7 protein-coding genes and 2 pseudogenes are annotated in these 14,846 nt (G+C 77.2%); 7 read left to right on the plus strand and 2 right to left on the minus strand.

The window, feature by feature from the left end; all coding sequences use genetic code 11:
- Positions 1-4,162: 4,162 nt before the first annotated feature.
- Both OG989_RS30105 and OG989_RS30110 read left to right on the plus strand, forming a co-directional pair.
- Positions 4,163-5,917 (plus strand): annotated as a pseudogene (locus OG989_RS30105) (WG repeat-containing protein); the annotation flags it as partial.
- A gap of 58 nt (positions 5,918-5,975) precedes the next feature.
- On the plus strand, positions 5,976-6,974 hold the full coding sequence (locus OG989_RS30110) for an aldo/keto reductase family protein (RefSeq protein ID WP_327029177.1): 999 nt from the start codon (positions 5,976-5,978) through the stop codon (positions 6,972-6,974).
- Positions 6,975-7,042: 68 nt separating this feature from the next.
- Here the strand turns inward: OG989_RS30110 and OG989_RS30115 are convergent, their stop codons facing one another.
- Both OG989_RS30115 and OG989_RS30120 read right to left on the minus strand, forming a co-directional pair.
- Entirely contained in the window at positions 7,043-7,840 is a 798-nt protein-coding gene (locus OG989_RS30115; protein WP_327029178.1) for a site-2 protease family protein, read from the minus strand.
- Positions 7,840-8,040, minus strand: coding sequence for a hypothetical protein (locus OG989_RS30120; RefSeq protein WP_151456671.1), 201 nt, complete (start codon positions 8,038-8,040; stop codon positions 7,840-7,842). Before OG989_RS30120 ends, OG989_RS30115 begins: the two co-directional genes overlap by 1 nt.
- A 190-nt stretch (positions 8,041-8,230) precedes the next feature.
- Between OG989_RS30120 and OG989_RS30125 the strand changes: the two genes are divergently transcribed.
- The 5 genes and pseudogenes from OG989_RS30125 (at position 8,231) to OG989_RS30145 (ending at position 14,717) form a co-directional block, all read left to right on the plus strand.
- Complete coding sequence (locus OG989_RS30125) at positions 8,231-8,431, plus strand: hypothetical protein (protein ID WP_121400450.1); 201 nt, start codon at positions 8,231-8,233, stop codon at positions 8,429-8,431.
- 88 nt (positions 8,432-8,519) lie between these two features.
- On the plus strand, positions 8,520-10,316 hold the full coding sequence (locus OG989_RS30130) for a serine/threonine-protein kinase (RefSeq protein ID WP_327029179.1): 1,797 nt from the start codon (positions 8,520-8,522) through the stop codon (positions 10,314-10,316).
- A gap of 119 nt (positions 10,317-10,435) precedes the next feature.
- Positions 10,436-12,445: pseudogene (locus tag OG989_RS30135) on the plus strand (bifunctional adenosylcobinamide kinase/adenosylcobinamide-phosphate guanylyltransferase); the annotation flags it as partial.
- 136 nt (positions 12,446-12,581) lie between these two features.
- The gene (cobS, locus tag OG989_RS30140) at positions 12,582-13,355 is read left to right on the plus strand and encodes an adenosylcobinamide-GDP ribazoletransferase (protein WP_151456668.1); all 774 of its coding nucleotides are present in this window, start codon (positions 12,582-12,584) and stop codon (positions 13,353-13,355) included.
- A gap of 66 nt (positions 13,356-13,421) precedes the next feature.
- Positions 13,422-14,717: a DUF2314 domain-containing protein gene (locus tag OG989_RS30145; RefSeq protein ID WP_327029181.1), complete on the plus strand. Its 1,296-nt coding sequence runs from the start codon at positions 13,422-13,424 to the stop codon at positions 14,715-14,717.
- The last annotated feature ends 129 nt before the right edge of the window (positions 14,718-14,846 follow it).

Here is a 14,846-nt window from a genome sequence, read left to right on the forward strand (position 1 = left end):
CCGACAGGAGCCGCCGCACCGCAACGACCGGGGTCAGTTCGACGCCCCCGGCCGGCCCGTCGACTCCCCCCGGCAGCGCGACCACGCCGGTCCCGACCGCTACGACAGCCGCACCCCCCGGTACGAGCCGGCCGGGCGGGACCGTCCCGTCTCCCCCGCCGGCCGGCCCGAGCCGGGCTGGCTCCCGGAGCCCGACGAGGACGCGCCGCCCCGCCGCCCCACGGCGTACGAGCGCCCGGACGCCGGCTACGACCGCCGGCCGGACCCCGGCCACGACCACCGCCCCGGGCGCGTTCACGACCGTCCCGCCGCGTCCGGCCACGACCGCCGAGCGGAGACCGTCCACGACCGCCAGGCGGACGCTGACGAGCGCCGCTACCAGTGGGCGGCCCCGGCCCCGGAGCCCCGCCCCTCCGACGGCCAGCGGGAGCGTCCGGTCGACGGCCAGCGGGAGCGTCCTTCCGACGGCCAGCATGACCGTCTTTCCGACGGCCAGCGTGAGCGTCCTTTCGATGGGCAGCGGGAGCGTCCTTCCGATGGGCAGCGGGAGCGTCCTTTCGATGGGCAATGGGGGCGTTCGGCTGCCCCGCAGCCGGAGCGCTCGGCCGACTCGCAGTGGGACCGCGGCCCCGGCGGGCGGGGCCGCGAGGCCGGCGTACCCGCCGACGGGTGGCCACGCCCCGACCGGGCTCCCGCCGGCCAGCAGGCGCCTCCGGACAGCCAGCGGCGGCAGCAGGAGCCGGACGAGCGATGGCGGGCGCACGAGGCGGCGCGCGCCGAGACGTACCCGGAGCGGGGGCCGCGCGGGGTCGCCCGGCCCGACGCCCCTCGGGAGGCCGAGGCGTACCGGGGACACCCGCGGCAGGACGGCGGCCTGCCCTGGCCACCGCCCGGCCCCCTGCGGCCCGGCTCCGACCGGGACGCGGCGCGGCGCGCCGAACCCCGCCCCGAGCACCGGCGACCGGCCGACCGCCCCCAGGACGCCGCGACCCCGCCGCTCCCGCCCGGGTACGACCAACGGCCGCAATCCCCCACCTACGGTGCCCCGACGACGTCCGGGGCGCCGGCTCCCGGACCGGCGGGCTTCCGGGCCCCGGCCGGGGACGTTCCGCCGCCGGGCCGCCCCGTCTCCCCCGCGCCGGCCCGCGACCTGCCACGCTCCGACCGGCCCGACCCGACCGCGCCGGTCCACGGTCGGCCGGTGTCGCCCGCCGGCCCTCTGTCCGGGCCTGTCTCGCCTGCCGGCCCGGTCTCACCCGCCGGGCCCCTCTCCGGCCGGACGTCGCCAGCGGGTCCCGCCCCGGCCCCGGTCTCGCCGGCGGGTCCCGCCTCGGCCCCGGTCTCGCCGGCAGGCCCGAGCGTCAACCGCCCGGTCTCGCCGGCGGGCCCGGACGTCCGCCACCCGGTATCGCCAGCGGGCCCGGAGTTCCACCACCCGGTATCGCCGGCAGGCCCGGACGTCCGCCACCCGGTGTCGCCGGCAGGCCCGACCGTCGGCCGCCCGGTGTCGCCGGCAGGCCCGGTGGACCAGGTGGTCGGGCGGCCGGCGCCGCCAGCGGGTCCGGCCACCGGCCACACGCCCCGCCCTGCCCCGGAGGACGACGCCACGCCGATCTCGGCGCCTCCCGCCGCCCGACTGCGCCTGGAGTTCCTGCCGGCACCGGAGGCGACCGCCAGCAGGGTGTCCGGTCCGGCCCCGGAGACGACCGCCGACGCGACCCGGCAGGCGACAGCCAGCGCGGTGCCCGGTCCGACCCCGGAGACGACCGCCGACGCGGCCGGTCCGGCCCGCCAGTCGACCGCCAGCACGGTCCCCGGTCCGGCCCCGGCACACCCAGGACCGGCCCGGCCGGACGCACCGACGCCGCACCCGGGCACCGGGCACGGCGAAGCCCGGTCCGTGGCCCAGCCCCCGGCCCCCACGCCGTCGGGGCAGCCGTCCGCCACCCGTCCGAGCGCACCGCACCGCTCGCCGGAAGCCCCGGCAGCCGCAGGCACGGCCAGGCAGGACGTCCCGGCACCGCAGGCGCCCATCGCGCCCGACAGGCCCAGGCGGTACGTCCCGCCACCGCCGAGCGACCCGCCCACACCGGCCGCCCCGCCGCCTCCCCAGGCGCCCACCTCGAGCGGACCGGACGCCTGGTTCCGACCGTCCCGGCCCGCGGCACCTGCCCCGGTCACGCCCGACGGGTCTCGGCCCGCCGGCCAGGCTGTCTCTCCCCCGACCACCACGCCTCCCCCGACCACCACGCCGCCCCTGGGCGGCACGGCGACTCCGAGCGGCACGGCGACTCCGAGCGGCACGCCGGCGCAGAGCGGCGCGGCGGCGCAGAGCGGCGTGTCGACTCCGAGCAGCACGGCCGCATCGAGTGGCGCGGCGGCACCCAGCCAGGCGCCGGACCCGAGTGGTACGACGGCTGCAAACGGCACGGCGGCTGCAAGCGGCGTGTCGACTCCCCACAGCACGCCGGGCGTAGACGCCGTGCCGAACCGTGGCCTCGACGGGTCGGTACCGAATCCGCCCGACGGCGGTGCCGCCTCGCCCGAACCTGCCACCTCGTCGTCGGCGAGATCCACGTCACCGTCTCACGACCACCCCGAACCGCCGACCGAGGTCGCCCCGGCGGAATCGGCCCCGGTCCTGCCGGCCATTCCAACGGTGTCCGGCCCACGGGTCGTACCGGCCACAGCGCCGGCACCGCCCGCGTCCTCCCTTTCCGAGCAGGCGTCTGGTCCGCCCGCTGGGCTGGCACCGCCCGCGCCCACCCTTGCCGAGCCGGTACACGTTTCGCCCGCTGTGCCGGCGCCTTCCGAACCCGACCCGGTGTCCGCTCCGCCCGCCGCCCCGGCCCCAACGCCTGCCCCGACATCCCCTGCGCCTGCCGTCCCGACGCCGTCGCCCGTCCAGCAACCGACGCTGGCGGACCTGCCGCCGGTCGCCGTCCCGCCGGAGCAGCCAGTCGCCGCAGCGCCCGTGCCGCCCGTGCCCGCACCGCCCATCCCCGCACCGTCCGCACCGCCCATCCCCGCACCGCCCGTGCCTGCACCGTCCACGTCGCCCGTCACCGCACCGTCCACGCCGCTGGCGCAGAGCAACTCCGCAGCGCCCGTCTCCGCGCCTCCCGGGCAGGCCAACTCCGCGTCGCCCACGCCACGCCCGGTCTTCGCAACTCCTACCCGGCCCGTGTCGGCACCACCGTCCGGCCCGCAGGTTGCGGCGCCGGTCGTACGGCCGATGCCGGAAGCACCGACGGCGGCAGCAGCCCAGGCACAGCCGGCCGGGCCCGATGCCGTCACGGCGAATGGCACCGCCCCGAAGACAGCGGCACAGTACGAAGCAGCGCCGCCGCCCTACCCGAGCGCGGCGGGCACGGACACATCGGCCCCGCGCATGGACGGGCACGCCACCACTCCCACGCTCGAATCGGTCGAGCGGGTGCCGAACGACCCGGCTGCGCCCACCGGTGGAACACCATGGTTGTCACCGAAGGCTTTTGACACCCGTGGTGTTCCACCCACCGCGGCCGATCCGCGTCCCGTGTCCGCTCCGCCCGTCGGCGCTGCGACATCGGTGTCCACACTGCCGGTCTCCCCCGTCGCCGGCCCTCCGGCCGAGCCGGCGGAGGTGTCCCGGGCCGGTTCTGTCGTCGGGGCGACGGCCGAGACGAACGAGTCGGTCCCGGCCGCACCGGCCCCGCGCCCTGTCTCCGCGCCACCGGCCCAGCAGGTCTCCGCGCCACCGGCCCAGCAGGTCTCCGCGCCGCCGGCCCAGCCCATCGACGCGCCAGCGGCCCAGCAGGTCTTCCCGTCGCCAGCCCGGCTCATCGACTCGCCAGCGGCCGAGCAGGTCTCCGCGCCACCGGCCCCGCGTCCTGTCTCCGCTCCGCCGGCCCAGCCCATCGCCGCGCCGCCGGTACCGCCTGTTTCCGGGCCGCCCGTCGCGTCGGATGCGTACGTGCCTGCGCGGGACGCGTCCGCCACTGCCGCGCCACAGGCCGACGCGGTGTCGGCCCCGCCGGGCGAGCCTGTCTCCGCTCCGCCCGCCGCGTCGGCGCCGCCCCCGCCCATCGTCCCTGGCGCGTTGTCGCAGGCACCGCAACCTGTCTCCGCACCCGCCGCAGACCTCGTGCCGGCCCGGCCCGTTTCCGCGCCGCCGACGGCCTCGGCACCGCCCACGGACGCCTCGCCGGTACCGCCCCCCTCCGAGCCGTCGGCGCAGCCGGTGTCCGCGCCGCCTGCCGCCGCTTCGCCCGCCGCCGCGCCCCCCATCGCCACCCCGCCCGCCGCCACCCCGCCCGCCGCCACGCCGCTCGGCGGGCAGGTGCCATCGACGAGCGCGGAACGGACCTCCGCGTCCCGCACCGCCGAGCCAGCCATCGCCGCAACGAACACCACCGAACCCCACGCCGTCGGAGCCAGCACCGCCGAACCACGGACCACCCAACCGGGCACCACCAAACCACGGACCACCCAACCGAGCGCCACCGAGCCGCAGACCACCGCACCAAACACGGCCGGACCACGGGCCGACGGACCACGGGACGCCGGAGTGGGCAGCAGCGGACCGCGGGCCGCCGGGATGCCCGTCGGGTCGCGGGACGCCGGGCACCAGAGCGCGGCGCAGGGCGATCCGGAGCAGGTGCTGGCGAGCTACCGGTGGCGGCTCGATCCGGCCACCCTGCGGGAGGTCGTGGAGGAGCCGGACGAGTTCCGGACGATCCGGCGGCGGCTGACCGAGAAGCTGGGCGCGGCCGTGGACAACAAGTCGCGCGCCCGGCTGCTCAGTCTGCGGGCGGTGGTGTCCCGGATTCTCGGCGAACTGGACGATGCCCTGGCGGACGGTCGGCTCGCGCTCACCTACGCCGAGGCCACCGGGGAGTTGCGGCGTACGGCGGTGGCTCAGGCTCGGCTGGCGCACGTGTTGCGCTGGCGCGGCGAGTTCGTCGAGGCCGACCGGCTCTTCGCCGAGGCGAACTCCACGGAGTTGCCACAGCGGCTGCGCGCGGTGCTGCACGAGCACGCCGGGCGGTCCTGCTACGACCAGGGTCGGCTGATGGAGGCCTGTCACCACTTCGAGCGGGCCCTGGACCTGCGTGGCACCGAGGACCCCGAGTTGCAGGCCCGGATCCGGCTGAGCCTGGACGCGGTGGCGGAGCGGGTCGCGGAGACGGGCTTCGGGCCGTACCCGCGCAGCCGCGAGGAGGTGCTGGAGCGTGACCGGCCCCCGATGCCGGCCCGCGACGGCGACCTGTGGGGTTTCTCCGACCCGGACGGCGACCTGGTCATCGCGGCCGGGTACGCGGAGGCGCAGCCGTTCCGCGACGGGCTGGCCTGGGTGCGGCGCCCCGAGACCGAGCGGTGGTCGCTCATCGACCGTACCGGCGCCACGGTGCTCGAACCGTCGTACCCGGTGGTCCGCTCGTTCTCCGACGGGCTGGCCTGGGTGTCCGACGGCGGCGACGCCGGCTGGGTGGCGATCGACGCCACCGGCGAGGTGGTCGTGCCGCACGGCTTCGCGGACGTACGCCCGTTCCAACGCGGCGTGGCCGTGGTCCGCCGCGACGGCTGGGGCGCGGTCGACCGCAACGGCCGGATCGTGGTGCCCACCCGGCACCACGGGTTCGCCACCGTCCTGGCCGACGGCCGGTACGTCGACGGCTTCACCGAGGAGGGGCTGGCCGTGGTGGAGGTGGCCGGCCGGCGCGGCGTGGTGAACCGGGCCGGGAAGGTGCTGGTGGCGCCCAGCTATCCGGCGCTGGTCGTCCACCCGGTCGCGTTCCTGGTCGGCGACGGCACGGGCCGCTGGGGCGCGCTCGACCGGCGGGGCGAGCTGCTCATCGAGCCGGTGCACCGCGACCGCGACGAGGTCGTCGCCGAGATCGAGCGGCTGCTCGTCGACACCAGCCCCGTGCTCTGAGCGACAGGGTGGCCCGCCACGAGGGGTGGGCATGATCGGAACGGGCTAGGGTCGACTCATGGAATTCCGTCACCTGGGCCGTTCCGGCCTGATGGTCAGCGAGATCTCGTACGGCAACTGGATCACCCACGGCTCGCAGGTCGAGGAGGACGCGGCGTTCGCCTGCGTCCGGGCCGCCCTGGACGCCGGCATCACCACCTTCGACACGGCCGACGTGTACGCGGGCACCCGCGCCGAGGACGTGCTGGGCCGCGCGCTGGAGGGCGAGCGGCGCGAAGGGCTGGAGATCTTCACCAAGGTGTACTGGCCCACCGGGCCGGGCCGCAACGACCGGGGCCTGTCCCGCAAGCACATCATGGAGTCGATCAACGGCTCGCTGCGCCGGCTGCGCACCGACTACGTGGACCTCTACCAGGCCCACCGGTACGACCACAGCACGCCGCTGGAGGAGACGATGGAGGCGTTCGCCGACGTCGTGCACTCCGGCAAGGCGCTCTACATCGGCGTCTCCGAGTGGAAGGCGTCGGAGATCCGCGCGGCCCACCAGCTCGCCCGTGAGCTGCACATCCCGCTGGTCTCCAACCAGCCGCAGTACTCGATGCTCTGGCGGGTCATCGAGTCCGAGGTCGTCCCCACCAGCGAGGAGCTGGGCATCGGGCAGATCGTCTGGTCGCCGATCGCGCAGGGCGTGCTCTCGGGCAAGTACCTGCCGGGCCAGCCGCCGCCGGCCGGCTCCCGGGCCACCGACGAGAAGTCGGGCGCGGGCTTCATCTCCCGGTTCATGACCGACGAAGTCCTGACCCGGGTGCAGCGGCTCAAGCCGCTGGCCGAGCAGGCCGGACTGAGCATGGCGCAGCTCGCCGTCGCCTGGGTGTTGCAGAACCCGAACGTCTCCTCGGCGATCGTCGGCGCCTCCCGCCCGGAGCAGGTGCACGACAACGTCAAGGCGGCCGGTGTGAAGCTCGACGCCGAGCTGCTCAAGGCGATCGACGAGATCGTCGACCCGATCGTCGAGCGCGACCCGGCCCGCACGGAGTCTCCCGCCGAGCGCCCGTGACGCGTCCCGGCCCGGGCCGGCCCGCACCACGGGCCGCCCGGGCCGGACCGTGCCGGCGGGGGCGCGGGTCAGCCCTGCCAGAAGCGGATCAGGTCCAGGCCGAGGGCGTAGAGCCACGGGGGCAGGCCGAGGAAGTCGCCGACGGCGAAGACCGCGTCGAAGAACCAGCCGCCGATCCGCGGGTTCCACAGCAGCGCGAACAGCAGGATGAAGCCGAACGGGGCGAACAGGTCGTACATCCTGCGCCACTGCGGGTTCAGCCACGGCTGGATCATGTTGCCGCCGTCCAGGCCGGGCACCGGGAGCAGGTTGAGCACGCTCGCGGTGAGCTGGAGGAACGCCAGCAGCGCCACGGCCGCCCAGAACTCGACCGGCCCGCCGCCGGCCGCCCCGAGGCGTACGGCGAGCACCAGCAACAGCGTGAACAGCACGTTGGTGGCCGGGCCCGCCAGGCTGACCAGGGTGTGCCGCAGCCGTCCCGGGATGGCGTGCCGGTCCACCCACACCGCCCCGCCGGGCAGGCCGATGCCGCCGAGCAGCACGACCACCACGGGCAGCCCGATCGACAGCAGCGGGTGGCTGTACTTCAGCGGGTTGAGCGTCAGGTAGCCCCGGTGGGCGACGCTGCGGTCGCCGGCCCGGTAGGCGACGACGGCGTGGGCGTACTCGTGCAGGCAGAGCGAGACCAGCCAGCCGGACACGACGAAGAGGAACACGTCGAGCCGGACGTTGCCGAACCCGTTCCAGGTGAGCACCCCGCTGGTCACGAAGAGCGCGACCAGGGCGAGGAAGACGGGACTGGGCCGGAACGCCGCCCGGGGCACGCCGAGCACCAACGGCTCGCCCCCCGGGCGGTCGCCGGCCATCACTCCGCCGGAGGCAGCAGGCTCATGCGGTAGTCCACCCGGTCGTCCTCCACGAGCGTGACCGAGGTGACGCCGGACGCCGCGAGCTCCCGCCAGGCCTGACCGATCCAGGACTCGGCGTCCGCCTGGCTGCTGAACGACTCCGCCGGCCCCTCGACCGACTCACCGTTCGCGCCCTCGTACCGCCAGCTCCACGCCATGCCGCGTCTCCCCTCGCCGCTGATGTCCCGTGGGACGAACCCCCGCCAGCGTAGTCGGCCGGGCGCGGGGCGGCCCGACATCCGTACGCCGGGCGGGCGGCGCAGGGTTCCCCGGCCCCTGTCCGGGTATGGGCCTCCTGACGCGCGACGGGGCGGTCGCCGACCGCCGACGGGCCTGGAGGAGGCGACGATGGACGAACCGCTGCACGACAAGGACACCGAGGCGCTGCGGGCGATGGCGGTGCGCGGCGGCATCGTGGGGGCCGCGCACATGGAGCGGGAGGACCTACTGGACGCCCTCGTCGCCCGCCCCGGGGAGGGCGCCTGGCAGGAGGACCCGAAGCCGGCGGCGGTCAACCCCAACGACTTCCAGTACCAGACACCCCGGTAGTCCGTCGCCGCCCCGCCGGGCGGCCAGCCCCGCTCCGCCGCCCCGCCGGGCGGCCAGCCCCGCTCCGCCGGGCCGGTACGGTGTCGCGGTGCTTACTCGGGGAGTGGTGCTCAGCGACCGGTACCGGCTGGACGACCGGGTGGCGATCGGCGGCATGGGCGCGGTCTGGCGCTGCACCGACCTCATGCTGGAACGTACGGTGGCGGTGAAGGCGCTGCTGCCGGCGTTGAGCGCGGATCCCGAGTTCACGGCCCGGTTCCGGGCGGAGGCGCGGATGCTGGCGGCGCTGCGCCACCCGGGCGTGGTCGCCGTGCACGACGTCGGCCGGTCCGTCCTCGACGACGGCAGCCAGGTCGACTACCTGGTGATGGAGTACGTCGACGGCCAGCCGCTGAGTTCCTGGCTGCGGCGCGGGGGGCAGCTCGACCCGGCGTCGACCATGTCGGTGGTGGCGCAGGCCGCCGAGGCGCTGCACACCGCCCACCTCGCCGGCATCGTGCACCGGGACGTCAAGCCGGGCAACCTGCTGGTGAAGGGCGACGGCCGGGTGGTGCTGGTCGACTTCGGCATCGCCCGCTCCGGCTCCATGGCGGGCATCACCGCCGCCAACGTGATGCTCGGTACCGCCTCGTACATGTCGCCCGAGCAGGCCGCGAACCAGCCGGTCTCCCCGGCGACGGACGTCTACGCGCTCGGCGCGGTGGCGTACTTCTGCCTGACCGGCCAGCCGCCGTTCGACGGGGACAACCCGCTCCAGGTGGCGTTGCGGCACCTCCAGGAGGAGCCGCCGCCGCTGCCGCCCGACATCCCGGCGGCGGTGGCCGCGCTGGTGCAGCGGGCGATGGCGAAGCGCCCCGGCGACCGGTTCGGCGACGCGGCGGCGATGGCCGACGCCGCGGCCGAGGCCCGCGACGCGACCCTGGCCGTGGTGCCGACGTCCGCCCGCCCGCCGTGGGCCGTCGCCGGCCCGACCTCGGCGGCGCCCGCCGCCGCGCAACCGGACCAGGGCGGTACCCCGGCGGCCGGTGACGCCGTTGCGCCGGCCCCCGCCGGGCCGGTCGCCCCGCCGGATCCGTGGGCGCCGCTGCCGCCCGTCGCCGCCCGGCCGCACCCGGGACCGGCGACGGGAAGCGACGCCTGGGGACCGGTCCCGCCCACCCGGGAGGACCCGGTCGTGCCGCAGCCGGCACGGCGGCGTCGGGCCGCGCTGCTCGGCGCGGCGGCCACCGGGCTCGTGGTGCTGGTCGGGGTGGCCGCGCTCGCCCTGGCCCCCGACGACGGCCCGGCCGGCGGAGACGTCCCGGCGGCGCTGACCGGCGAGTCCGCGGCGGCGGGCCCGTCCGGCGCGGCGGCCGACGACGGTACGGGCCGGTTGCGCGTCGAGCCCACGCCGGGTGCCACCCGCGCGACGGCGTCGTCGGCGGCGTCCCGCAGTCCGTCGGCGTCGCCGCCCGGGCGCTCCCCGGTCCCGACGGCGGGCAGCGGCGAGCCGACCGCGACCGCTCCCGGCGGACCCGGCCCCGGACCGACGGCCGGACAGCCGAAGCCGAACCCGTACACGCCGGTCGAGGCGTGCGGCAGCGGGTACAGGGTGATCGACTCGGCCCCGCTGACCGCCTCGGGCAGCCGGAAGGGCAGGGTCTACCTGCTCTACCACGCCGGCAGCGGCAACAACTGCGTGGTCACGATGAAGGCGACCGCGGTGGGCACGGCCACGGCCGCCTCGGCGTGGCTGGAGGTGCGGGGCCGGGCCCGCAGCACCGACAGCGGGTCGTTCTCGTACTACGCGGGGCCGGTGCGAGCCAGGGCCGCCGGGGTGTGCGTGAAGTGGGGCGGGTCCACCGGCGGGGCCAGCTACGCCAGCGGTTTCGAGCACTGCGACTGAGCCCCGCCCGGGGGTGCCCCTGCCCGCGGCGGCGACCGGCCGCCTCGCCGCGGGGCCGGGCCGGCCGTACCCCGCACCTCCGGGGGGCCGCACCCGGGCGCTGGCTCTAAAGTACGGGCATGTCCGTTGACGGGTGGAACACGGTCCTGGTGCTCGGCGGTATCCGGTCCGGAAAGTCCGAGTTCGCCGAGTCCCTGGTCGCCGACGCGCCGACGGTCCGCTACGTGGCCACGGCCGCCGACGCGCCGGCCGACGACGCGGAGTGGGCGGCCCGGCTGGCGGCGCACCGCGAGCGCCGACCGGAGACCTGGACCACCGAGGAGACCGCGGCCGACCCGCGCCGCCTAGCGGACGTGCTGGCCTCCGCCGGGCCCAACGAGACGCTGCTCGTCGACGACCTCGGCGGCTGGGTGACCGTGCTGCTCGACCCGGCGCACCAGCCGGCGGACGACACCGCCACCGTCGCCGAGCTGGCGGCGGCGGTGCGCTCCTGCGCGGCCCGGCTGGTGCTGGTCAGCCCCGAGGTCGGGCTCTCCCTGGTGCCCACCACCCCGCTCGGGCGGGCCTTCACCGACGCGCTGGGCGCGGCCAACCGGGCGGTCGCCGACGCCTGCGACGCGGTCGTCCTCGTGGTCGCCGGCCAGGCCGCCTGGCTCAAGCCCGGCGCCCCGCACCCGGCCACCGTGCCCGCACAGGCCGGCCCCGCACAGGGCGGGTCCGCACAGCCCGGCCGGGCGCAGATCGGCGCCCCGGGCGTTCCCGGCGGCGCTGGCGGGTCGGTGGCCGCGTCGGAGCCCTCCCCGGACGTGTTCACCCCCACGCCGCCGACCGCACCGGACGCGGTGCCCGGCGCCGAGCCGACCGGCACCGCCTGGGCCGCCCCGACCATGGCGCTGCCGATGGTCGCCACGGGCCTGGTCATCCAGCCCGGCATGGAACTGCCCATGCCCGACGAGTACGCCGGCCCGCAGGCGATCGAGCGGCTCGCCACCCTGGACGTGCCCGGGTCGGGGCTGGGCGTGCTGGAGCGGGCGGTCGGGTTCGCCGCCGCCACCCAGGGCACCGTCACCCCGGCCCCGTGGGGCCGGGTGCGGGTGCTGCTGCTGCACGGCGACCACCTCGGCGACGCCGCCGCCGGCACCGTGGAGGGCGAGTCGACGCGCCGCGCCCGGCAGGCCCGCGCCGGGCAGGGGGCGCTGGCCCGGCTGGCCGCCGAGAGTGGCGCCGAGCTCCAGGTGGTGGAGGTCCCGGCGTCCGCGCCGATGGAGACCGAACCCACGCTGACCGGAGAGCAGGTCGAGGTCGCCCTGCGCTACGGCTGGCGGCTCGCCGAGGAGGCCGCCGACGCGGGCGTACGACTGCTGGTGCTCGGGGCGTGCGGCGCCGGCACCGAGGCCGCCGCGGCGGCGGTGCTGGTGGCGACGGCGGGCGCCGAGGCGCCGGGGGTGCTCCGGCGGGTGGTCACCGACTCGGGCGAGATCGACGACGCGGCCTGGATGCGGCGGTGCGCGGCGGTACGGGACGCGCTGCACCGCACCCGGAGCTCGCCGCGCAGCGCCAAGGACGTGCTGGCCGAACTGGGCGGCGGGGACGTCGCCGTGGCCACCGGCGTGCTGCTCGGCGCCACCGCCCGCCGGCTGCCGGTCATGCTCGACGGTCCGGTCGGGGTGGCCGCCGGCATGGTCACCCGCGACCTGGCCGGGCAGGCCCGGCACTGGTGCCTGCTGGCCGACCACGGCGGGCACCCCGCCGTCCAGCTCGGCGCCGACGTGCTCGGCCTGACCCCGCTGCTCGACCTGCGGCTCGACCTGGGCGAGGGCGCGAACGCGCTGGCCGCGCTGCCGCTACTGCGCTCGGTGCTGGCGCTGGCCGCCGCGCTGCCGGCCCACCCGTCGCTCGGCGGCGGCGAGGACGACGAGCCGGACACCGCGTCGGACACCGATGATCCCGACTTCCGCGAGCCGGAGCCCGCCGGCCCCGGACCGACCAGCACCGAACCCGACTTCCGCGAGCCGGAGCCCGCCGGCCCCGGACCGACCAGCACCGAACCCGACTTCCGCGAGCCGGAGCCCGCCGGCCCCGGGCCGACCAGCACCGAACCCGACTTCCGCGAGCCGGAGCCCGCCGGCCCCGGACCGACCAGCACCGAACCCGACTTCCGCGAGCCGGAGCCCGCCGGCCCCGGGCCGACCAGCACCGAGGCCGACCTCCGCGAGCCCGGCAGCGCCGGGCCGGACACGGAAGCGGTGGACCCGTCCGGCCGGCGTGCCGGCTGAGTCACGGCTCGCCGACGGGGCGCGGCTGGCGCTGACCACCTTCACCACCCTGCCGGTACGCGCCGGCCGCATCGACCGGTCGGTGGCAGGCACGGCGATGGCGCTCGCCCCGGCGGTCGGCGCGCTGCTCGGCGTCGTCCTCGCCGGCGTCCTGCTGCTTCCCGGTGCGCTCGCGCCCCCGCTGGTCGCGGCGGCGGTGACCGTCGGCGTCGGGGCGCTGCTCACCCGTGGGCTGCACCTCGACGGGCTGGCCGACACCGTGGACGCGCTGGGGTCGTACCGGCGGGGGGACGCCGCGCTGGAGATCATGAAGAAGCCGGACGTGGGCCCGTTCGGGGTGGTCGCGCTGGTGGTCGTACTCCTGGTGCAGGCGGCGGCCCTCGCGGAGCTGGCGGGACGGTCGTGGCCGGCGGCGCTCGCGGCGGTGGTCACGGCGACCGCCGCCGGCCGGCTCGGGGTGGCGGTGGCCTGCCGGCGCGGGGTGCCGGCCGCCCGCCCGGAGGGGCTCGGCGCGCTGGTCGCGGGCACCGTCGGGCCGGTCGCCCTGGCCGCCGGGGCGGTCGCCGTCGCGCTGCCGGCGCTCGCGGCCGTGCCGGGCCGCCCGTGGCAGGGGCCACTCGCCGTCGCCGTGGCACTCGCCGTCGCGGTGGGGCTGCTGCGACACGTGGTACGCCGGCTCGGCGGCGTCACCGGCGACGTGCTCGGCGCGACCGTGGAGGTGGTCACCACGCTGGTCTACCTGGGAGTGGTGCTGTCCGGCTGAACGGGGCGCACCGCGCCGGGTAGCGTTCTCCCACGACAGCACCGGCGCGGCCAACCGGGGGACGACATGCTCATCACGGACGACTTCCTGCCCGTACCGGTTCCGGAGTCGCTGAGCGCGACCTACCTGGTGCCCATGACGGGGCTGCCGAAGGTGAGCGCGAAGACGGCGGTGGCGCGGCTCACCGGCCGGCTGGCGGAGCCGGTGCACGGGCTCGCGCGGCACATGCTCGACAGCCCGCTGATGAGCGTCGACACCCGGCCGATCGGCGAGTTCCCCGAGCTGCCGCCGGACCTGCTCACCGCGTTCGGCGCCACCGAGGCGCAGCTGGCCCGGCTGGCCGCCGCGAGCCACCTGGTCGTGGTGCAGGCCGAGTACCGGCCCGGCTGGCCGCCGGCCCACGAGTGGGCGGCCCGGGCGGTGGCCGCCGCCGTCGCCGAGTCCGTCGACGGCGACGTGGTGGACGTGTTCGGCCTCCAGTTCCTCGACCCGGCGACGGCGCTGCGCTCGCTCCCCGACGACCAGGGGCGGATCCGGCTGGTCGACTGGGTGCTGGTGCCCTACTCCTCCGACGCCGAGGGGCTCTGGTTCACCACGAAGGGGCTGCGCCGCTTCGGGCTGCTGGAGTTGCAGACCCAGGGCGTGCCGGACCACCTGACCCGGGCCTGGGGCGCGGTGATGACCGGGGCCGCCCGGCGGCTGCTGCGGGACTGGACCGACGGGCTCTCCGGGGAGGAGGTGCCGGCGTTCGTGCAGCTGCCGGTGCTGGCCACGGTGACCGGGCACGACATCGCGGTGGCGTACGGCAATCCGGAACAGCACGGCGCGACGGCGCCGGTGCTGCTGCGCCTGGAGCTGGACCCGGCCACCGACCCCGACGCCGACTCGTTCCTCAGCCTGCGCCCGCCCGCCGGGCATCCGGGGCCGGACGGCCGCTACTACGCCGCCGCCTGCGCCACCCTCTTCGCCGGCATCCAGCCGGACGTGCGCTACGCCCGGGCGGGCGACGCGATGAGCAGGGCGGTCGCCACCGCCCGGGCCGGGCTGGGCGACATCCGGGCCCGGTTCCTCGCCGGCCAGCTCCCGCCGGAGACGCAGCTCGTGGTCAAGTACGGCCTGCCCGGCGACGACGGCCCGGAGCTGGTCTGGGCCGGGGTGACCTCGTGGGACACCCCGGAGCGGATCGTGGCCGCCAGCGCCAGCGACGCCAACACCGACCCGACCGTGCGCATCGGCTCACCGGTCATCGTGGAGGCCACCGACGTCGTCGACTGGGCCGTCCTCGACGGCACCGGCGTCATCGAGGGCGGCTGGACCCAGGCCGTCCTGGACGCCGGCGAACGCCCCCACCCCCCACTCTGACCCCCGCTCGCCCCCTCACCCTCCCCCTCCCACTCTCGCGTTGATCATGAAGTTGTTGCCGGGACACGCCGGTCCGGGTGGCAACAACTTCATGATCAACGGGGGGAAGGGGGCCGGGGCCGGGGCCGA

Origin of the sequence: Micromonospora sp. NBC_01740 (assembly GCF_035920365.1) — a bacterium.
Classification (GTDB): domain Bacteria; phylum Actinomycetota; class Actinomycetes; order Mycobacteriales; family Micromonosporaceae; genus Micromonospora; species Micromonospora reichwaldensis.

Bases quoted from the DNA above. Each gene is read 5' to 3' on its own strand.
- OG989_RS30145 (WP_327029181.1), top strand. From the start codon at position 13,422: ATGCTCATCACGGACGACTTCCTGCCCGTACCGGTTCCGGAGTCGCTG.
- OG989_RS30120 (WP_151456671.1), bottom strand. From the start codon at position 8,040: ATGGCGTGGAGCTGGCGGTACGAGGGCGCGAACGGTGAGTCGGTCGAG.
- OG989_RS30110 (WP_327029177.1), top strand. From the start codon at position 5,976: ATGGAATTCCGTCACCTGGGCCGTTCCGGCCTGATGGTCAGCGAGATC.
- OG989_RS30115 (WP_327029178.1), bottom strand. From the start codon at position 7,840: ATGGCCGGCGACCGCCCGGGGGGCGAGCCGTTGGTGCTCGGCGTGCCC.
- OG989_RS30125 (WP_121400450.1), top strand. From the start codon at position 8,231: ATGGACGAACCGCTGCACGACAAGGACACCGAGGCGCTGCGGGCGATG.